Origin of the sequence: Bacteroides sp. D1 (assembly GCF_000157095.2) — a bacterium.
Classification (GTDB): Bacteria; Bacteroidota; Bacteroidia; order Bacteroidales; family Bacteroidaceae; genus Bacteroides; species Bacteroides xylanisolvens.
This window is the reverse complement of sequence record NZ_JH114338.1, coordinates 78222-99307: the sequence shown is the minus strand read 5'-3', so window position 1 is coordinate 99307 and position 21086 is coordinate 78222. Positions and strand designations below refer to the sequence as shown.

Sequence of the window (21086 nt, the reverse complement as noted above, 5' to 3'; positions counted from 1 at the left end):
TCTTTCACATCTGTGTCAGCGGGAGAGTTCAAGTAATGTTCCAAGATTGGAGTTTCTCCTAAGCAATATGATTGCGGTAATTGTTTCAATATTATCTCATAGAAGGCATCTAACAATGCATAATCTCCTTGATGAATATAAACTGCGTATGTACCTTGAGGTAAATCCATATGTTTTATTGGATTAGTAAGAGGAGGATTGGATCCTACTCTTTTTTGAATGGCTATACAAGCGTAAAAACGGCATTTTTCTAATGAGGTAATGTCTGTATCATCATAAGCTATCCCCCAATAATCTTCCTTATCTGGTAATAAAGAGTTTTCTTTAGCATATTTATATAGGCAATCCCAAGTGTATGTCTCAAAAGCAACTGTGCTACAAGTGTCATAATTGCCAATATAAGATAAAAATAAGACAGGTATTGTTTCTGATTCCACTATGCGGTAAGGAGAAATACATGAAGGATAAGTATGACTTGTTTCCAATAATTTCTTTTGTAGTTCTCGAGGAGTGAGATTGTATTTTTTTTGAAGTGTATTATTTAAAGCTGACTGGTTAGCAAATCCAATATATTCATATATTTCAGCTATACTTTTTTTATTATCTTTGAGTAATTGCTGGGCGTATTCCATACGTGTGCGAATGATATATTGATGTATTGTTTCGCTAGTGTAAGCTTTAAACATCAGCTGAAGATTGCGAGCAGACATGCATGCTATTTTAGCTAATTCTGGTATAGACATCAAACGATTGAACTCATCAGCAGTTTTACCTGTCCAATTCTTTTGTATCATGGAATTTAGATAATGAAGAATAGTCTCGATTTGTCCTTGATAGGAGAATTTGTTGGAATTCATATCTTTTCTTTATCTTTTGGGGTACTCTTTTATCATGATTGATATTCGCAAAGATAGTATTTATATGCTCATCCTATATGAAAATGATTCAAAAGTTGATTCTGTCTTGAGCATATTGACTTCGAAATATCAATGTAATAAAAGACATGATTATTACAATGATTTCTCATATCCGTTTCTGGCTTAAAAAATATTTCTTTGGAAAATCTAATTGTTTTATCTTTGAAATTTTCCAGATTAGAGAGAAGTGGATAGAAGAAGTAGAATCAAATAAAAGCAGCTATTTTCCGCAGCTAAAGCAATGCTTTAGCCTACTTAAAGCGCCGCTTTCCTTCTCTTAAAACGCTGCTTTTTTTCTTTCTGCTTAAGCTGTATTCTCTATATATAAGAAACATTTATTTAATCTACTCCTTCATTTTTCTTCTGAATTACCAGTAAATAAGAATTTTGTGGGTGAAGGAGTGCTTCTTCACCTTTGGAATTTGCAGAAAAAGAATACATAAAATAGATAATACAATAAAATATATATTTGTGTAAAAGATATTATCGTTCGATTATTCCTTTTGACTATTAAATGAATTGATGTTAGAAAATATCTATTTGATTTTTTTTGTTTTTCAATTTATTAGAATAACTTTGATGAATATACTTATAGCTAACATTGTCCGCCATTCTTTATTCTCACAAATTAGTTGATTATTTTTTATATTGTTACTATTATGATTAGAATTATAGCTAGTATAAGGTTATATAAGGATGGTCGTAGAACCCCATTTTATAGTGGGTATCGACCTTTATTTGATTTTATTGAGGAGACGAAAACTTCTGGTCAAATAACTTTGCTTGATAGGGAGGCTTTTTATCCCGGAGATGAGGGGGTAGTTGAAATAGCTTTTCTTATTAGAAGAGCTTTAGGAGATAATTTTTCTGAAGGCACTAAGTTTACCTTTGGAGAAGGACGAAAGCACGTAGGAGAAGGTGAAGTAAAAGAAATATTAGAGTTAGAGTAATGTCAAAGTATATAAGTTTGAATTGAATAACTCAATTTACATAAAATACTATTATTAATTTTTCTTGGTTTCAAAACACAATTAAAGGATTAACTATACCTTTGCACTATCTTTTATAAAACACGTATTGTTATGGAACAACATCCGATAAAAATTAATAAAGTGCAGATACGCAATCTGCAAATAGAAGATTATGTACAACTATCCCAATCGTTTACCCGTGTTTATTCTGACGGTAGCGATGTGTTTTGGACTCGTGAGCAGATTCAGAAGTTGATTAAAATCTTTCCGGAGGGTCAGATCGTCACAGTCGTTGACGATAAAATAGTTGGTTGTGCTCTTTCCATTATTGTTGATTATGATAAAGTAAAGAACGACCATACGTATGCACAGGTTACGGGTAAGGAAACATTCAATACACATAGCTCTAAAGGAAATATCCTGTATGGCATTGAAGTATTCATCCACCCGGGCTATCGTGGTTTGCGTCTCGCACGTCGTATGTATGAATATCGTAAGGAGCTTTGCGAAACATTGAATCTGAAAGCAATCATGTTTGGCGGACGTATCCCGAATTATCATAAATATGCTGACAAAATGCGTCCGAAAGAATATATCGAACGGGTACGTCAACGCGAGATTTATGATCCGGTACTTACTTTCCAGTTGTCGAATGACTTTCACGTTCGTAAGGTAATGACTAATTATCTGCCAAATGATGAAGAATCAAAACATTATGCTTGTTTGTTGCAGTGGGATAATATTTATTATCAGCCACCTACACAAGAATATATCAGTCCCAAAACTACGGTTCGTGTAGGACTGGTGCAATGGCAGATGCGTAGTTATAAAACGTTGGATGACCTGTTCGAACAAGTAGAATTCTTTGTGGATGCAGTCTCTGATTATAAAAGTGATTTTGTTCTTTTCCCGGAATATTTCAATGCTCCTTTGATGTCGAAGTATAACGATAAAGGAGAATCGCAGGCTATTCGCGGATTGGCAAAGTATACGGATGAAATTCGGGAACGGTTTATGAATCTGGCTATTAGCTATAATATCAACATTATAACCGGAAGTATGCCATACGTAAAAGAGGACGGATTGCTTTATAATGTAGGTTTCCTTTGCCGACGGGATGGAACCTACGAAATGTATGAGAAATTACACGTCACTCCCGATGAAATAAAAAGTTGGGGACTTAATGGTGGTAAACTTCTGAATACTTTTGACACGGACTGTGCAAAGATTGGAGTTTTGATCTGTTATGATGTCGAGTTCCCCGAACTTTCCCGCCTGATGGCAGATCAGGGAATGCAGATATTATTTGTTCCTTTCCTGACAGATACCCAGAATGCCTATTCCCGTGTTCGTGTTTGTGCGCAGGCACGTGCCATCGAGAATGAATGTTTTGTAGTCATTGCCGGAAGTGTAGGAAATCTTCCCCGTGTGCACAATATGGATATTCAATATGCCCAATCGGGGGTATTTACCCCATGCGACTTTGCTTTTCCAACGGACGGAAAGAGGGCGGAGGCAACTCCTAACACCGAAATGATTTTGGTATCGGATGTTGATCTGGATTTGCTGAACGAACTGCATACTTATGGTAGTGTACGCAACTTGAAAGACCGCAGGAATGACCTGTATGAGGTGAGATACAAGAAATAAAAAGAGTGACGCTATGCTGTCCGGATAGCGTCACTATCCGGGGCATATAGTGACGCCCTTTTTATAGAATACTTTTTTATTTGGAAGACGTGCCACTCTCCAATATACTAACGATAGAAAACAGCGTAAAGCAAATAGCTCCGAGACCTACCAAAACACGTGCCGGAATGAAATAATCAGCATGTATAGTAGCAAGCTCGAATACAAAAGCCGCCAGGAACAGACAAGCCAATGCCGTAAATACCGGAATCATAGGAATACGGTTGGCTAATTTGAACTCTTGCCTCCATATCTTAGCCAGCAGGATTACTTTGCTGGAAATACTGTAACATACTAACCCCAACCCGAGCATAATATATCCGGTGGTACCGTTTGCACTTCCGGAATCCGCCAAAATCACGAATAATCCCCATACAAAAGAGATAGATCCCATTAATAAAACCAGTTTCGGCCATTTATTCCGTTCTTTTTCTGAATAATCATTACGTATCTGGCGTGCTATGGTAGCTACCAGTGCAATCAAACTGGTACAAATACATGCCAGACCGACCATTACATGCCCCGCCACAAAATAAGCAGGATGAGAATGACTGTTGCCTAATAATACAAATGCCCATATCCATGCGATCAGCGAAACGATGATGGCAACAATGACCAATGCCCGTCTCTGATTAAGGGAAAAAGCTCCTTCCGGAACTTCATTACTTGTCGCTTTTGAATTCCTCGGAATTAAAGAGAATCGGGTAGAAGAGGTGGCGGCGGTAGCTACACAAGTGGTAATAAATCCAACGCCGGTGATAACGTGTCCTGCAACAAATGCAGAGGTGGAAGTGGCATTACTGAAAATGCAGATGCCTCCAATAATAGTAATGATGGCTGCCAGATAGCCTATAACCGGCAAAATGTATTTGGCCGATTTATTATAAGTATGTATGATTTGCCGGATGATAGTGGCAGCCGTGCAAAACAGTGCAATGCATATCATACCGAGTGAAAACACAACAGGACCGGCCACAACACGACTCCCATCATCTCCATAACCATAAATGAACGCTCCGTATCCGAAGCAAAAAATAGCCATCGCCAAAGGGATTGCTCTGAATAAAATGCTAATACCGTAATTCATAAGTTAAAGTGCTTTTAGGTTTCCCACTAAAACAAGGAGATACCTGTTTTGTTTAGGCTGTAGGCGGTTTATAATCGTTAACTTCACACGAATCCGATTAAAAGTCCTAGCTTTTTGCTCAACTAAACAAATGTTTTTGTAAATTTGCACCCTTAAAAATGGGGATACCCCTCAAATTGTAAATTGTAAATAGTAAAATCGTAGACAGCTATGGGTAAGAGATTTACTGAATATTCGCAGTTTGACCTTTCGCAGGTGAACAAAGATGTGCTGAAGAAATGGGACGAGAACCAGGTTTTCGCCAAGAGTATGACAGAACGTGATGGCTGTCCTTCGTTCGTGTTTTCGAAGGACCTCCCTCGGCTAATGGTATGCCGGGTATTCACCATGTAATGGCTCGTACCATTAAGGACATTTTCTGTCGCTACAAAACGATGAAGGGTTATCAGGTGAAGCGTAAAGCCGGATGGGATACGCACGGACTGCCTGTGGAACTAAGTGTAGAAAAGGCATTAGGTATCACAAAAGAAGATATTGGTAAGAAAATCTCTGTTGCCGACTACAATGCGGCTTGTCGGAAAGACGTGATGAAATATACCAAGGAGTGGGAAGACCTGACTCATCGGATGGGATATTGGGTGGATATGAAACATCCTTATATCACGTATGATAATCGCTATATTGAGACATTATGGTGGCTATTGAAGCAACTGCATAAAAAAGGATTGTTGTATAAAGGATATACGATCCAGCCGTATTCACCGGCTGCAGGAACAGGATTGAGCTCACATGAGTTGAATCAACCGGGCTGTTATCGGGATGTAAAAGATACAACGGCCGTTGCCCAATTTAAAATGAAGAATCCTAAACCGGAAATGACGGAATGGGGAACTCCTTATTTTATCGCTTGGACAACTACTCCATGGACATTGCCTTCAAATACGGCTCTTTGTGTGGGACCGAAGATTGACTATGTGGCTGTACAGTCTTACAACGCTTATACCGGAGAACCTATCACAGTTGTTCTGGCAAAAGCTTTATTGAATGTACACTTCAATGCAAAAGCTGCTGATCTGAAATTGGAGGACTACAAAGCCGGAGATAAACTTGTACCGTTTAAAGTGATTGCCGAATATAAAGGTACTGATCTTGTCGGTATGGAATATGAGCAGCTGATTCCTTGGGTAAAACCTGTTGAAGTATCTGAAAATGGTACTTGGAAAGCTAGTGATAAGGCTTTCCGTGTAATACCGGGTGATTATGTAACGACAGAAGACGGTACAGGTATCGTTCACATTGCACCTACATTTGGTGCGGATGATGCGAATGTGGCACGTGCTGCAGGAATCCCGTCACTTTTCATGATTAATAAGAAAGGCGAAACTCGCCCGATGGTGGATTTAACTGGTAAATTCTATTTGTTGAATGAGCTGGATGAGAATTTCGTAAAAGAATGTGTTGATGTAGATAAATACAAAGAATATCAGGGTGCATGGGTGAAAAATGCTTATGATCCTCAATTTATGGTGGATGGCAAATACGATGAGAAAGCTGCACAAGCTGCTGAATCGTTGGATATTGTCATTGCCATGATGATGAAAGCAGACAACAAGGCTTTCAAGATAGAAAAGCATGTCCACAACTATCCGCACTGCTGGCGTACAGACAAACCGGTACTTTATTATCCATTGGATAGCTGGTTTATCCGTTCTACCGCTTGCAAGGAGCGAATGATGGAATTGAATAAAACCATCAACTGGAAACCGGAATCTACCGGAACCGGCCGTTTTGGCAAGTGGCTGGAAAATCTGAATGACTGGAACCTTAGCCGTTCTCGTTATTGGGGTACTCCATTGCCTATCTGGCGTACAGAAGATAATACGGATGAGATATGTATCGAATCTGTAGAAGAACTTTATAATGAAATCGAGAAATCGGTAGCTGCCGGATTTATGAAATCCAATCCATACAAGGATAAAGGTTTCGTGCCGGGTCAATATTCGGAAGAAAATTATGATAAGATTGATCTTCACCGTCCTTATGTAGACGACGTCATATTGGTATCGAAAGACGGCAAACCGATGAAGCGTGAATCAGACTTGATTGATGTATGGTTCGATTCGGGTGCTATGCCATACGCGCAGATCCATTATCCGTTCGAAAATAAAGAACTGTTGGATAACCGTCAGGTATATCCGGCTGACTTTATTGCAGAAGGAGTAGACCAGACTCGTGGTTGGTTCTTTACCTTGCATGCTATCGCTACCATGGTATTTGACAGCGTGTCCTACAAAGCTGTTATCTCTAACGGTTTGGTACTCGATAAGAACGGTAACAAGATGTCTAAGCGTTTGAATAACGCTGTCGATCCGTTTACTACGATTGAAAAGTATGGTTCCGACCCGTTGCGTTGGTATATGATTACCAATTCTTCTCCATGGGATAACCTGAAATTTGACGTTGAAGGAGTGGAAGAGGTTCGCCGTAAATTCTTCGGTACCTTATATAATACATATTCATTCTTTGCGCTTTATGCGAATGTAGACGGATTTGAGTATAAAGAAGCGGATGTACCGATGGCAGAACGTCCGGAGATCGACCGCTGGATCTTGTCTGTATTGAATACATTAATAAAGGAGGTAGATACATGCTATAATGAATATGAACCGACAAAGGCAGGACGTTTGATTTCTGATTTTGTGAATGATAATTTGTCCAACTGGTATGTTCGCCTGAACCGTAAACGTTTCTGGGGTGGTGAATTTACACAGGATAAATTGTCTGCTTATCAGACATTGTACACTTGTCTCGAAACAGTTGCCAAACTGATGGCTCCTGTATCTCCGTTCTATGCAGACCGGTTGTATACTGACTTGATTACAGCAACAGGACGCGACAATGTAGTTTCTGTCCATCTTGCCGAATTCCCGAAATATCAGGAAGAAATGATAGACAAGGAACTGGAAGCCCGCATGCAAATGGCACAGGATGTTACATCTATGGTGTTGGCATTGCGCCGCAAGGTGAATATCAAGGTACGCCAACCGCTACAGTGTATCATGGTTCCGGTGGTAGATGAAGAGCAGAAAGCTCATATCGAAGCTGTGAAGAACCTGATTATGAATGAAGTGAACGTAAAAGAAGTCAGATTCGTTGATGGTGCAGCCGGTGTATTGGTGAAAAAAGTGAAATGTGACTTTAAGAAACTGGGACCGAAATTTGGCAAGCAAATGAAAGCAGTAGCTGCTGCTGTTGCAGAAATGTCACAGGAAGCCATCGGTGAATTGGAGAAAAACGGAAAGTATACATTAAACCTGGATGGTGCGGAAGCTGTTATTGAAGCATCGGATGTCGAGATCTTTAGTGAAGATATTCCGGGATGGTTGGTTGCCAATGAAGGCAAACTGACAGTAGCGCTTGAAGTGACTATTACCGAAGAACTGCGTCGCGAGGGTATTGCTCGTGAACTGGTGAACCGTATTCAGAATATACGTAAGTCAAGCGGCTTCGAGATTACAGACAAAATAAAAATAACAATCTCGAAAAATACGCAAACAGATGATGCGGTAAATGAATATAATACTTATATTTGTAACCAGGTTTTAGGCACATCTCTTGAACTTGTAGATGAAGTGAAAGACGGAACAATGCTGGAGTTTGACGACTTCTCATTGTTTGTGAACGTGATAAAAGACTAATACTATATTGATTAACCTTTTAAAATTGTAAAGTTATGGCAGAAAAGACTAGATATTCGGATGCGGAACTCGAGGAATTCCGTGCCATTATTATGGAGAAACTGGAATTAGCACAACGTGACTATGAACAGTTGAAGAAAAGTTTGATGGGACTGGACGGTAATGATACCGACGATACATCTCCTACGTATAAAGTATTGGAGGAAGGAGCTAATACGCTCTCCAAGGAAGAAACGACCCGACTGGCACAACGTCAGTTGAAGTTTATCCAAGGATTACAAGCTGCTTTGGTACGTATTGAGAATAAAACGTACGGCATTTGCCGTGAAACCGGAAAGTTGATTCCGGCAGAACGTCTGCGTGCTGTTCCTCATGCTACATTAAGCATTGAAGCAAAGAACAGTGGTAAAAAATAACAGATAGCAAGTAGGCTACAGGTAACGAGCTACAAGTAGCTGCGCAAAGTTTACGCACGGCACTTGTAGCTCGTTATGTTTAACTTATAATAAACACATGAAGAAACTATTCACGAAGGGGAGAATTGCCCTTCTCGTTATCTTTTCCGTATTGATTATTGACCAGATCATCAAGGTCTGGATTAAAACTCACATGTACTGGCACGAAAGTATACGTGTGACCGATTGGTTTTATATCTATTTCACCGAAAACAACGGGATGGCTTTCGGTATGGAAATCTTCGGCAAGTTATTCCTGACAACATTCCGCATTGTTGCGGTAGCATTGATAGGGTGGTATCTCTATAAAATCATAAAGAAAGGGTTCAAAACAGGTTATATCGTCTGTGTGGCTCTTATCCTGACCGGTGCTTTGGGGAACATCATAGATAGTGTGTTCTATGGAGTTATTTTCAATGAAAGCACTCATTCGCAGATTGCCAGCTTTATGCCCGAAGGTGGTGGATATTCTACCTGGTTTTACGGAAAAGTGGTGGATATGTTTTACTTTCCGATTATAGATACAAACTGGCCTACATGGATGCCATTTGTAGGTGGAGAGCATTTTATATTCTTTAGTCCGATCTTTAATTTTGCGGATGCCGCTATCAGTTGCGGTATCATTGCCTTGTTACTCTTTTATAGTAAATATTTGAATGAGTCTTATCATTCGCTGGATAAAGATAAAAAGGAAGCTACGGATCATGAAAAATAAATTTCGGTTTCATCTGTGTCTCATCTGCATGTTCGTGTTTGCGGTAGCCGGGTGTAAAGTGAAAAGACCCAGTGATGTAATCTCGGAATCGAAGATGGAGAATTTGCTGTATGATTATCATGTGGCAAAGTCTATGGGAGATAATTTGCCTTATAGTGAGAACTATAAGAAAGCATTGTATATCGACGCCGTTTTCAAGAAATACGGGACTACACAAGCTGCATTTGACTCATCCATGGTTTGGTATACCCGTAACACAGAGATTTTATCGAAAATTTATGATAAGGTGAAAAAACGCTTGAAAGACGAACAGGAACTTGTTGGCGACCTGATAGCCAAGCGTGATAAGAAACCGAAAATGACTAAGCAGGGTGATAGCATCGATGTCTGGCCGTGGCAGCGTATGGTACGTCTGACCGGTGAAATGATGGATAATCAATATGTATTTACTTTGCCGACTGACTCTAACTACAAAGACCGGGATACACTGGTATGGGAAGTGCGGTATCGTTTCCTGGAGCCGATGCTTGCCGACTCTTTAAGAGGTGTCACTATGGCTATGCAGGTGATTTATGAAAAAGATACGATCAATCATTGGAAAACGGTGACTGAACCGGGTGTGCAACAAATTCGTTTGTTTGCAGACACATTAGGTTCGATGAAAGAAATAAAAGGTTTCATTTATTATCCGATGGATAGCCAGGAAAAAGGCGGGGCAGTATTGGCCGACCGTTTCATGATGACTCGTTATCATTGTACGGATACGCTCGCATTTGCCGTACGTGATTCTTTGAATAAGATAGAAGCATTGAAAGCGGATTCTTTGAAGAAGATAGCTACTAAAGAAAATGCCGACTCTTTACATAAGGTCATAGACAAGAATAAAGATGACATTCAGCGTCTGACACCGGAAGAGATGAACCGTCGTCGTACGGGAACTCATCGTGAGAAGAAGCCGGAGCAGATTCAGGTGGAACAGCATATCCAAAAGGAACGGATAGAGCAAAGAAAAGAACGCCAGATGAATCAACGCAGGAAGCAACAACAAAGACGTTCAAACAACTGATTGTAATGAAACGTTTTGCTTCTCATTATTTGCTGATACCTGCCGTCGGATATATGAAGCAGCAGGTAGTGGAGATCACTGACGAAGGAGTTGTCCGAGGTGTATTCTCATTGACCGAAGAGATTGAATCGGTTGAATGGATGCCGGGAGTGATTGTTCTGCTTTCTGAAAGTCAGATGGAAGAAATAAAAAACACTGGGATGATTTTAAAAAACATCCCAGTGTTTCAAATCAATCTTCCCAGTGTTTCGAATCAATCTTCCCAATGTTTTAATGAGTATCTGCAGGAAGCAGAAAAGAAGGGGGAAGCTTTATTTCCTTATTTGTTTTATCCTTTTGATTTTACTTCCATGCAGCCTGTCGACGGAACTCGGCACAGATTACTGCGGTAGCAATGGCTACATTCAGAGACTCGGATGTCTCTTGGCCTGCCGGGTAATTGGGGATATATAATTTTCGGTTGATTAATGTGGCTACCTCTTTCCCTATGCCATTCCCTTCATTTCCCATTACGATCAAGCCATTGGCCGTTAATGGTTGTTCATACATATTTTTTCCATCCAGGAACGTACCGAACACAGGAGTATCTCCGAGCGACCGGATAAAATCGGGGAGGGAAGTATAATGTACTTTCACTCGGGCAATTCCACCCATAGTGGCTTGTATGGTCTTAGGGTTATATACATCTACCGTATTCTGCGAGCAGATAATATGTTCGATGCCAAACCAGTCGGCCAAACGGATAATGGTACCCAGATTTCCGGGATCCTGTACATCGTCCAATGCAAGGCAAAGTGATGAACGAACTGCCTCCGGAGCCAAAGTATATTGTGGTTGTTCGAAAATGGCAAGTACCTGTTGGGGAGTTTTCAATAAACTGGCCCGTGAAAGATCTTCCTGTGAAACTTCTACCAGTTCACTTGCGTCAATACCCGGATGCTCCTGAAACCAGGAGGGAGTGGCAGCTAAAAAACGACAGGGAAAATGTCCGAGTAAATCGCCTACCAATTTAGGACCTTCAGCCAGAAATACCCGCTCTTCTTTACGTATTTTCTTCAGTTCCAGCGAGTGGATAAACTTTATTTTGTTTTTACTTAATGATGCCATAGATTTGATATTCTTTTGCAAAGCTATAAAGATATTTCCAATCTATCCTTACTTTCCTCTCTTTTTCTTAAATTATTTTCCCCGTCAGAAAATATAATTTATCTTTGTAAGCGCATTTTTCATGCTATCGATGTAAAACCGTATGAGGAGAAATTTTCTTTATTTGCTTGCTTCTGCTGCTGTCTTGTCACTTGCTTCGTGTACTACCACTAAGTTTGTGCCGGATGGATCTTATTTGCTGGATGAAGTCAAAATTCGTACGGACCAAAAAAATATACGGCCTTCTTCCTTGCGCATGTATGTTCGCCAAAATCCTAATGCCAAGTGGTTCAGTCTGATAAAGACCCAACTTTATGTATATAATCTGTCGGGGCGTGATTCGACCAAATGGGGGAATAAGTTCTTGAGAAGAATAGGGGATGCTCCCGTAATATATAGCGAGGACGAAGCGCAACGCTCTGAAGAAGAGATCACTAAGGCTGTGCATAATATGGGATATATGGCGGCAACAGTGAAACGTTCGACCAAAGTAAAAAAGAAAAAGATCAAAGTCTATTATGACGTAACGGCAGGCAAGCCATACGTTGTTCAATCTATCAAATATGATATTTATGATCCTAAAATAGCTGCGCTTCTCAAACAGGATTCTGCCAGAAGTTTGCTGAAGGAAGGAATGTATTTTGATGTGAATGTATTGGATGCGGACAGGCAACGCATCACGAATAAGTTACTTCGGAATGGTTACTATAAATTTAATAAAGATTATATCGGATATACTGCCGACACCGTTCGTAATACTTATAATGTAGATCTGACTCAACATTTGCAGATGTATAAAGCTCATGCGAATGATTCGGCAAGAGCACATCGGCAATATTGGATCAATAAGATTAATTTTATTACGGATTATGATGTTTTGCAGTCCTCGGCAATGAGCAGTGTGGACATCAATGATTCGGTGCATTATAAGGGATATCCGATTTATTATAAGGATAAACTCTATTTGCGTCCTAAAGTTCTTACGGATAACCTTCGGTTTGCTTCCGGCGACTTGTATAATGAGCGCGATGTGCAGCAGACCTATTCCAGTTTTGGACGTTTATCGGCATTGAAATATACGAATATCCGTTTTATTGAGACTCAAATAGGAGATTCAACGATGCTCGATTGTTATGTGATGCTGACCAAGAGCAAGCATAAATCAGTAGCTTTCGAGGTAGAGGGAACTAATTCTGCCGGTGACTTGGGAGCGGCAGCTTCCGTCTCTTTCCAAAACAGGAACCTTTTTCGCGGATCGGAAACTTTTATGATAAAATTCCGTGGAGCGTATGAAGTCATTTCCGGACTTCAGGCAGGTTATTCGAATAATAACTATACAGAGTACGGGGTGGAAACGAGTATCAACTTCCCTAATTTTCTGTTCCCTTTCATTTCCTCTGATTTTAAACGGAAAATCAGGGCGACAACAGAGTTTGGTTTGCAGTATAATTATCAGTTGCGCCCGGAATTCCTGCGTACGATGGCTTCTGCCAACTGGAGCTACAAGTGGACGCAACGTCAGAAGATACAACACCGTATTGATTTGATTAATATTGCTTTTCTGTATTTGCCTCGTATTTCTGACAGGTTTAAAGAAGACTATATTAATAAAGGACAGAACCATATTTTCCAGTATAATTATCAGAATCGATTGATTGTAAATATGGGATATAGCTATAATTATAATAGCGTGGGAGGGTCTATTATTAATAATACGATTGCTTCTAATTCATACTCCATCCGTTTTAATTTCGAGTCGGCGGGAAATATAATGTATGCCCTATCTAAGGCTACCAATATTCGGAAGAATAGTAATGGTGAATACGCTATTTTGGGAATTCCTTATGCTCAATATCTGAAAGGAGAGTTTGATTTTGCCAAGAATATCAGAATCGACCATCGTAACTCTTTTGCGTTTCATGCCGGTGTAGGAATAGCTGTACCTTATGGAAATGCAAAAACGATTCCGTTTGAGAAACAATACTTCTCTGGTGGAGCCAATAGTGTTCGCGGATGGGCTGTTCGCGATTTGGGACCGGGTTCTTTTGCCGGAAATGGAAATTTGCTCGATCAATCGGGAGATATTAAGCTGGATGCCAGCATTGAATACCGAAGCAAATTATTCTGGAAATTTCAGGGAGCGGCATTTATTGATGCGGGTAATATCTGGACCATCCGGAGTTATGCCAACCAACCGGGAGGAGTTTTCAAGTTTGACAAGTTTTATAAGCAAATAGCCGTGGCCTATGGACTAGGGCTTCGCCTGGATTTAGATTTCTTTATCCTTCGTTTTGATGGAGGTATGAAAGCTGTCAATCCCGCCTATGAAACGAAGAAAGAACATTTCCCGATTATTCATCCTAAATTTAGTCGTGACTTTGCTTTCCATTTTGCTGTGGGATATCCTTTCTAACCAGCCATTTATTATTTTCTCTTACTAATTGGAGGGTATCTTGCAGAGAGCTCATATATTCTATTTTTCCTTCAACAGGATTAATGACGAATGTATTTTTTATTTGGCAAACAACCGTTGCTTCCTCTGAATTAGCATCTATCTCACTGGATATAACAGAAACTTTTGCAGCACCTCGTGTCTTGAGTAGGTCAAGGTGAGTCTGTCGGACATTGGACGCTAAAAAGCTAAGATAGGACAGGGAAGAAGGAGTACTCCATGCTTGGGCGGCCGGGTAATTGAAATTATAGAAGGCTTCGCAGAAATCTATAGCTGTTTGTTCTATTTGAGTTTGGGGAGTTTGTTGCTGGCAGGACAGGCAAGTGAATATTAGGACAGAATAGATAAGTGTATATAGTTTATTCATAGTATAAAAAGATGCTGGATGGAAGATGAGATTGAAAAAGGAGATGAAACTACTTATTGAAGTTTCATCTCCTTCGTATTTTTTTTAATTTTTAGCGGGCGGCAAACATAAGATTGCTCATTGTAGCTTGGCGTGCTGCCAGCATGCCTTGAGCATCCAACGTTACATTCATCTTTTCACCATTCGGTAAGAACAAATCAGCAGTGCCGTCATTGTTCATTTTTACTAATTCAGCGCTTTCACCGTTTGCAACAACATTCCATGTGTTAGCTTCTTTGTTGTAGATCAAATCCATTGAAGCAGTTTCGCCTTCTTTAGTAATAGAATATCCATTCTCAAGAGTTTTCACCATGTAGTTGCCGTTCTCTCCTTTTACTTTCTTTACGTCACCTACATTAGCCATCGGGTTGGAACCACTCCAGAATTCGATAGAATTGATAACTAAAGCATCAGCCAGGTAAGCTACGCCATAAACCGGAACAATGTTGAAAGCAAGGAATACGAGTTCGTTTACAAACTTGTTTCCAACTGATTGATTCCAAGAAGACAGGCGGTTGAATAAACTGAATGATCCTACACAAGAACTGAATAATAAGCTACCGCTAAGCACTACTGCGACTAAAGTCAGTTTCCCTCTTTTCATGTTAAAACATTTTTGATTAATAAAAAATATTGATAATTTCTCTCATACAAGTATGCAAATATAATATTTTTTAATTAATCAGGGGGATTATTTCTAATTTTTGTATGCTCTTGATTTTCGTCTTGACAATTCGTTTCCTATGATATGGTCTATTGAAAATTTACCCGGACCGGCAATATACATCAATATGAATACCACTAAATAAATGAAAGCTAGCTCTTTAACAGCAAATACATCATTTGCGTGAACTACAAAGAAAGCTACTATCATCGTGAAAATCATCGGGATCATGGCTAAGCGATACAAGAAGCCTACAATAAATGCCATTGAACACACAAGTTCACCAAAAATAGCTAATCCGAGAGACAGGGGACTTCCTATTCCAAGCGGATCAGGAAATACAGTTGACAACTCTTGGAAACTACTCCATTTTTGGATACCGTGGTTCATTAATAATATGCCGAAGATGATCCGGACAGCCAATAGCAACAAAGACACTTTTGTTGTATTCGATTTTGTGGGGAATAAGAAATCATAAATCATAAGTCGTTCTATTTTTAAGTTTATCTTTATTTATATAAACATAAAAAATATTGAAATTGTTCTTTGCTGATAGCACAACTTGTAGAATCTCTGCCAGTTCTTCGGTTATTCCTTGTCTATGAATAAATAAACTTTGTATCTTTGTGGAAAATTCTAAAGATATGGCGCAACATACTTATGACAATGAAGCTGTTCAGGAGTTATTGAACTGGGCAAAAAAGATGATCGAAACAAGGAATTATCCAACTGAAAGATATCAGGTCAATCAATGTACTACAATTATTGATGGTAAATCGTATTTGGAATCGTTGATTGCTATGATTTCCAGAAACTGGGAAAATCCGACTTTTTATCCTACTATTGAGCAATTATGGGAGTTCAGGGAAAAGTGGGAAAACAAAGAATCGTAGTAAATGGCCGTTCCATGTTGGGAGATAAGTTATTTCATCATATAGAAATGCACTCTTAATCATGTCGGATAAGAGTGCATCATCTATTTTTTGTATATCTGTCGGCTTGCTATTTATCTATTTATTAGAAAGGCAGCCATCTTTTTTTCTTTTTTGATGGCGTTTTTTCCTCTTCTCCGTTTTGGCCATAGACATCTGCAAACGTCTTTTTCTCTTTAATCATTGCATAAATGACTCCCCAATCCGGCAAACCGCCTAAGTTCCGGTCGTCAATGAACATATCAGCTTTCAACTTTCGTGAAAATCCCTGATGGCCTTTTTGCTCTTCAGGATAATCCTTATTAACGGCATAAAATTCTAAACCTCTGGCTTTGCACCATTCGACAGCTTCGTCCAAAAGTGCCCCTTCACGCACACTCCATAGTATTAAACGATGCTTTTCTTGTTGCAATAACTTCAATGTGTCAACAGCGAATGGAATTTCTTCACCAATGCGTGGATAACGATGCTCTACAATCGTTCCGTCAAAATCAACAGCTATAATCATAGTTTTTAATTACCTAATTTTGAACAAAGATACGGACAGTAAGCCAAAAAAACGTATCTTTGTCTCAAATTAACATTTTAATAAATTAATAAATACATGAACAATTCCCCTCAGCGTGCTGCTAAAGGCTTTACGAGAGCATTTTGGGTCAGCAACACAGTCGAACTGTTTGAGCGTATGGCATACTATGCCGTTTTCATCGTTCTCACTATTTATCTATCTTCCATTTTAGGTTTTAATGATTTTGAAGCAAGTATGATTTCCGGGCTTTTTTCCGGCGGGTTATATCTGCTTCCTATTTTTTCCGGTGCTTATGCTGATAAGATCGGTTTCCGGAAGTCAATGATTATAGCATTTTCCTTATTATCCATTGGATATTTAGGATTGGGAGTATTTCCTACTTTGCTGGAAGCTGCCGGCCTGGTTAGTTACGGCGTCACTACTCAATTTAATGGTTTGCCCGATAGCTATACCCGGTGGATCATTGTGCCGGTCTTGTTTGTACTTATGGTGGGAGGTTCCTTCATTAAGTCCATCATTTCTGCTTCTGTGGCTAAAGAAACAACGGAGGCAACGCGTGCGCGTGGTTATTCCATCTTTTATATGATGGTAAATGTGGGCGCTTTTACCGGTAAAACAATTATCGATCCTTTGCGTAATGTTATTGGTGAGCAGGCGTATATCTATATTAATTATTTCTCCGGTGCGATGACAATTATTGCTTTGCTTGCTGTTATTCTCCTTTATAAATCAACGCACACGGCTGGTGAAGGAAAAAGTCTCCGTGAGATTGGGCAAGGATTTATGCGAATCATCACCAACTGGCGTTTATTGATTCTTATTCTGATTGTTACAGGGTTCTGGATGGTGCAACAGCAACTTTACGCCACTATGCCTAAATATGTGATCCGGTTGGCCGGCGAGACGGCGAAACCGGGCTGGATTGCTAATGTGAATCCTTTTGTGGTGGTTTGTTGCGTTAGCTTTATCACGCGATTGATGGCAAAACGCAGTGCGATTACTTCGATGAATGTGGGAATGTTTTTGATTCCTTTTTCGGCGTTGCTGATGGCATGTGGAAATTTGCTGGGCAATGATCTTATTACAGGCATGAGCAATATTACCCTGATGATGATTGCAGGTATAGTGGTACAGGCACTTGCCGAATGTTTTATTTCGCCGCGTTATCTGGAGTATTTCTCTTTGCAGGCTCCTAAAGGCGAAGAAGGAATGTATTTAGGATTCAGTCATTTACATTCCTTTCTTTCTTCCATCTTTGGTTTTGGTCTGGCGGGAATTTTGCTTACCAAATACTGTCCGGATCCTGCTTTGTTCGAGACACGGGCGGCATGGGAGGCAGCTAGCGCAAATGCCCATTATATATGGTATTACTTTGCTGCTATTGGCCTGATTGCCGCTGTAGCGCTACTATTATTTGCGAAAATCACCGAATCCATCGACAAAAAGAAGGAATCTTCTCGGTAATTCTATTCTTTTTTATGTATATTTGCCGTCACTTTGCTGTAAAAGTTGACGGCATTTTGCATTTTAATAAAGAGGATAAAACATGAAAGTAAAATTTATAAGTCTGGCGAGTGGCAGTAGTGGGAACTGTTATTATCTGGGCACTGAAACCTATGGAATACTGATAGATGCCGGAATTGGCATACGTACTATCAAAAAAACACTGAAAGATTATAATATCTTGATGGATAGTATTCGTGCGGTATTTATAACGCACGATCATGCTGACCATATCAAAGCTGTGGGTAATCTGGGAGAAAAATTGAATATTCCTGTTTATACAACCGCACGTATTCATGCTGGAATTAATCGTAGCTATTGTATGACGGAGAAATTGAGTTCGTCAGTTCGTTACCTGGAAAAGCAAGAGCCGATGACTTTGGAGGATTTCCATATCGAATCTTTTGAAGTGCCGCATGATGGAACGGACAATGTGGGGTACTGCATTGAAATCGACGGCAAAGTCTTTTCTTTCTTAACGGACCTTGGAGAAATTACTCCTACAGCTGCCCATTATATCAGTAAGGCCCATTATCTGATACTTGAAGCTAACTATGATGAGGAAATGCTCAAAATGGGGCCTTATCCTCAATATTTGAAGGAGCGGATTGCAAGTAAGACCGGCCACATGAGTAACTCTGATACTGCGGAGTTTTTAGCGGAAAATATCACTGAACATTTGCGCTATATCTGGTTGTGTCATTTGAGTAAAGACAATAATCATCCGGAGCTAGCTTATAAAACGGTGGAATGGAAATTAAAGAACAAAGGTATTCTTGTAGGTAAAGATGTGCAACTACTTGCTTTAAAGCGAAATACGCCTTCCGAGCTTTATGTGTTCGAATAAAGACGAAAAAAAGATAGTAAAAAAGCTGCATGATTGTTTGGTCAAATAAAATAAAAGACCTACTTTTGCAACCGCAAACGAGGAATTAAGCACTCTTAGCTCAGTTGGTAGAGCAACTGACTCTTAATCAGTGGGTCCAGGGTTCGAATCCCTGAGGGTGTACAAATTCAAGGTTGCAATAAAAATAATATGTTGCACTCTTAGCTCAGCTGGTAGAGCAATTGACTCTTAATCAATGGGTCCAGGGTTCGAGTCCCTGAGGGTGTACAAAAAAGAGGTAACTAAGGTTGCCTCTTTTTTTGTATATCAAGTGCCCGCCTGAAAATCAAGGAATAATGGGTCAGTCCGAAAACCGGAATAATATGAACAGAACATAAAAATACCGCTACTCAAAGCATATTCGACTTTGGTAGCGGTATTTTTTTTATAGTGTAACTGCTAATCCGTTAGAACTTGAAGAAGTTCTTAGCATTGTTGTAGCTGATATCTTCAATCATTTGGTTTACGCGTTCCATTTCAGATGCAGGGATTTCTCCGTTCTCTACATCGCGTCCTACCAAGTTACATAATGTACGGCGGAAATATTCATGACGCGGGTAGGATAGGAAAGAACGAGAGTCTGTCAACATACCTACAAAGCGGCTTAGGAGACCAAGCACAGACAAGGCGTTCATTTGTTTTTCCATACCATCCTTTTGATCGAGGAACCACCATCCCGAACCAAACTGAATTTTTCCCGGGATAGAACCATCTTGGAAGTTGCCCAACATAGTTGCAATCACTTCATTTGCGCATGGGTTCAGGTTATAAAGGATTGTTTTAGTCAATTTGCCATTGGTATTCAGACGGTCAAGGAATTTAGCCATTGCTTTGGCTGTGGTGAATTCACCGATAGAGTCGAAACCGGTGTCAGCGCCCAGTAATTTGAACATCTTGGTGTTGTTATTGCGGATAGCGCCGTAGTGGAACTGTTGAGTCCATCCTTTTTCCCAGTCCATTTCACCGAAGATAACAAGCATGGCTGATTTGAATTTCAGAATTTCTTCTTTGGTCAATTCTGTACCGCCATATACCTTATTAAATATAGCCTTGATTTCAGCATCGGTATAATCTTCTGCATAGAATTCTTCAATACCATGGTCAGACAGACGGCAACCTTGTTCTGCGAAGAAGTCGTGACGTTTGCGCAAAGCAGCGATCATATCATCGAAATTGGAGATAGTAACATCGCTAACTTCTGCCAGCTTTTCTACATAACTACGGAAATCAGCAGGGACTTCTACAGCCATAGCCTTATCAGGACGCCAAGTTGGCAACATCTTGATTTCAAATCCGCTTTCACGTGTTTTGATGTGATATTCCAGTGAATCGATAGGATCATCCGTAGTACAAACTACCTCTACGTGATAGCGACGCATCATTCCACGAGCTGAATATTCAGGTTGAGACAGCTTTTCGTTACATTCATCGTAAATTTCGCGTGCTGTTTGCGGATTCAATATTTTATTGATACCAAATGCAGTTTTCAATTCGAGGTGAGTCCAGTGGTACAGTGGATTACGGAAAGTATAAGGAACTGTTTCCGCCCATTTTTCGAATTTTTCCCAGTCTGTGGTATCTTTTCCTGTGCAGAAACGTTCATCTACGCCGTTTGTACGCATTGCACGCCATTTGTAGTGGTCACCGCCTAACCAGATTTCAGTCAGTGATTTAAACTTGTAGTCGTCAGCTACCATTTGAGGGATGAGATGACAGTGATAGTCGATGATCGGCATTTTAGCCGCATGCTCGTGATACAACTTTTGCGCGGTTTCTGTTTGCAGCAAGAAGTTTTCGTCCATGAAGTTCTTCATTATTACTGTGTTTTAAGTATATAAAATTATTACTTTCTGTATTTATACCTATATCGTATTGATTTTAAAGCTAATAGGCGTAAATCTCGTTTTAGTTTTATTAACCGTTATCGAACACAAAAATAGAAAATTTACTTGGAGTAACAAAATAATTCG

Annotated in this window: 19 protein-coding genes, 2 tRNA genes and 1 pseudogene; 14 read left to right on the top strand and 8 right to left on the bottom strand. The window is 39.8% G+C overall.

What is annotated here, in order from left to right:
* Window positions 1-794, bottom strand: a 794-nt coding sequence (locus BSAG_RS14450) for a GyrI-like domain-containing protein (protein ID WP_232287655.1), incomplete at its 3' end; no start/stop codon positions are given.
* Window positions 795-1003: 209 nt separating this feature from the next.
* Between BSAG_RS14450 and BSAG_RS24155 the strand changes: the two genes are divergently transcribed.
* From BSAG_RS24155 to BSAG_RS14460, 3 genes are all read left to right on the top strand, one after another.
* The gene (locus BSAG_RS24155; RefSeq protein ID WP_008018215.1) at window positions 1004-1198 is read left to right on the top strand and encodes a hypothetical protein; all 195 of its coding nucleotides are present in this window, start codon (window positions 1004-1006) and stop codon (window positions 1196-1198) included.
* A gap of 378 nt (window positions 1199-1576) precedes the next feature.
* Window positions 1577-1867 (top strand): hypothetical protein, encoded by a 291-nt coding sequence (locus tag BSAG_RS14455; RefSeq protein ID WP_008640146.1) that lies wholly within the window; start codon window positions 1577-1579, stop codon window positions 1865-1867.
* 132 nt (window positions 1868-1999) lie between these two features.
* Window positions 2000-3538, top strand: coding sequence for a carbon-nitrogen hydrolase family protein (locus BSAG_RS14460; RefSeq protein ID WP_004316417.1), 1539 nt, complete (start codon window positions 2000-2002; stop codon window positions 3536-3538).
* A gap of 76 nt (window positions 3539-3614) precedes the next feature.
* On the opposite strand, the gene BSAG_RS14465 is transcribed toward BSAG_RS14460, so the two are convergent.
* Complete coding sequence (locus BSAG_RS14465; RefSeq protein ID WP_004316419.1) at window positions 3615-4664, bottom strand: DUF2776 domain-containing protein; 1050 nt, start codon at window positions 4662-4664, stop codon at window positions 3615-3617.
* 210 nt (window positions 4665-4874) lie between these two features.
* Between BSAG_RS14465 and ileS the strand changes: the two are divergent.
* The 5 genes and pseudogenes from ileS (at window position 4875) to BSAG_RS14485 (ending at window position 10990) form a co-directional block, all read left to right on the top strand.
* A pseudogene (ileS, locus tag BSAG_RS0223065) lies at window positions 4875-8362 on the top strand (isoleucine--tRNA ligase).
* A 35-nt stretch (window positions 8363-8397) separates the two neighbouring features.
* Window positions 8398-8778 carry a TraR/DksA family transcriptional regulator gene (locus BSAG_RS14470; protein ID WP_004295883.1) on the top strand — a complete coding sequence of 127 codons (381 nt, stop codon included), beginning with the start codon at window positions 8398-8400 and terminating at the stop codon, window positions 8776-8778.
* Window positions 8779-8875: 97 nt separating this feature from the next.
* A complete protein-coding gene (locus BSAG_RS14475; RefSeq protein ID WP_004295884.1) occupies window positions 8876-9532 on the top strand; it encodes a lipoprotein signal peptidase in 657 nt (218 codons plus the stop codon).
* Window positions 9522-10598 carry a DUF4296 domain-containing protein gene (locus tag BSAG_RS14480; RefSeq protein ID WP_008640156.1) on the top strand — a complete coding sequence of 359 codons (1077 nt, stop codon included), beginning with the start codon at window positions 9522-9524 and terminating at the stop codon, window positions 10596-10598. The genes BSAG_RS14475 and BSAG_RS14480 overlap by 11 nt, the downstream gene beginning before the upstream one ends.
* Before the next feature lie 5 nt (window positions 10599-10603).
* A complete protein-coding gene (locus BSAG_RS14485) occupies window positions 10604-10990 on the top strand; it encodes a hypothetical protein (RefSeq protein WP_004316424.1) in 387 nt (128 codons plus the stop codon).
* On the opposite strand, the gene BSAG_RS14490 is transcribed toward BSAG_RS14485, so the two are convergent.
* Window positions 10941-11705, bottom strand: coding sequence for a TrmH family RNA methyltransferase (locus tag BSAG_RS14490; RefSeq protein ID WP_004316425.1), 765 nt, complete (start codon window positions 11703-11705; stop codon window positions 10941-10943). The genes BSAG_RS14485 and BSAG_RS14490 overlap by 50 nt on opposite strands.
* Before the next feature lie 142 nt (window positions 11706-11847).
* On the opposite strand from BSAG_RS14490, the gene BSAG_RS14495 reads away from it, so the two are divergent.
* Window positions 11848-14157 (top strand): BamA/TamA family outer membrane protein, encoded by a 2310-nt coding sequence (locus BSAG_RS14495; protein WP_004316427.1) that lies wholly within the window; start codon window positions 11848-11850, stop codon window positions 14155-14157.
* Here BSAG_RS14495 and BSAG_RS14500 read toward each other — a convergent pair.
* From BSAG_RS14500 to BSAG_RS14510, 3 genes are all read right to left on the bottom strand, one after another.
* Window positions 14111-14563 (bottom strand): hypothetical protein, encoded by a 453-nt coding sequence (locus BSAG_RS14500; RefSeq protein WP_008770659.1) that lies wholly within the window; start codon window positions 14561-14563, stop codon window positions 14111-14113. The two genes, BSAG_RS14495 and BSAG_RS14500, sit on opposite strands and share 47 nt — an antisense overlap.
* A 91-nt stretch (window positions 14564-14654) precedes the next feature.
* On the bottom strand, window positions 14655-15206 hold the full coding sequence (locus BSAG_RS14505) for a DUF3332 domain-containing protein (protein WP_004316429.1): 552 nt from the start codon (window positions 15204-15206) through the stop codon (window positions 14655-14657).
* A gap of 93 nt (window positions 15207-15299) precedes the next feature.
* Window positions 15300-15749, bottom strand: a complete 450-nt coding sequence (locus BSAG_RS14510) for a DoxX family protein (RefSeq protein ID WP_004316430.1) — start codon at window positions 15747-15749, stop codon at window positions 15300-15302.
* Between the two features lie 161 nt (window positions 15750-15910).
* Between BSAG_RS14510 and BSAG_RS14515 the strand changes: the two genes are divergently transcribed.
* On the top strand, window positions 15911-16159 hold the full coding sequence (locus BSAG_RS14515) for a DUF6965 family protein (RefSeq protein WP_032811464.1): 249 nt from the start codon (window positions 15911-15913) through the stop codon (window positions 16157-16159).
* 124 nt (window positions 16160-16283) lie between these two features.
* Here BSAG_RS14515 and BSAG_RS14520 read toward each other — a convergent pair whose 3' ends face one another.
* Window positions 16284-16706: a BT0820 family HAD-type phosphatase gene (locus tag BSAG_RS14520; protein ID WP_004316432.1), complete on the bottom strand. Its 423-nt coding sequence runs from the start codon at window positions 16704-16706 to the stop codon at window positions 16284-16286.
* A gap of 96 nt (window positions 16707-16802) precedes the next feature.
* Here BSAG_RS14520 and BSAG_RS14525 point away from each other — a divergent pair, with 96 nt between their 5' ends.
* The 4 genes from BSAG_RS14525 to BSAG_RS14540 all read left to right on the top strand — a co-directional run bounded on the left by BSAG_RS14525 (window position 16803) and on the right by BSAG_RS14540 (window position 19344).
* Complete coding sequence (locus BSAG_RS14525; protein ID WP_008640168.1) at window positions 16803-18191, top strand: peptide MFS transporter; 1389 nt, start codon at window positions 16803-16805, stop codon at window positions 18189-18191.
* A gap of 82 nt (window positions 18192-18273) precedes the next feature.
* Window positions 18274-19077 (top strand): MBL fold metallo-hydrolase, encoded by an 804-nt coding sequence (locus BSAG_RS14530; protein ID WP_004316193.1) that lies wholly within the window; start codon window positions 18274-18276, stop codon window positions 19075-19077.
* An 89-nt stretch (window positions 19078-19166) separates the two neighbouring features.
* Window positions 19167-19239: transfer RNA gene (locus tag BSAG_RS14535), tRNA-Lys, on the top strand.
* A gap of 32 nt (window positions 19240-19271) precedes the next feature.
* Window positions 19272-19344: transfer RNA gene (locus BSAG_RS14540), tRNA-Lys, on the top strand.
* 179 nt (window positions 19345-19523) lie between these two features.
* On the opposite strand, the gene uxaC is transcribed toward BSAG_RS14540, so the two are convergent.
* Window positions 19524-20930, bottom strand: a complete 1407-nt coding sequence (gene uxaC / locus BSAG_RS14545) for a glucuronate isomerase (protein ID WP_004316194.1) — start codon at window positions 20928-20930, stop codon at window positions 19524-19526.
* Between the last annotated feature and the right edge of the window lie 156 nt (window positions 20931-21086).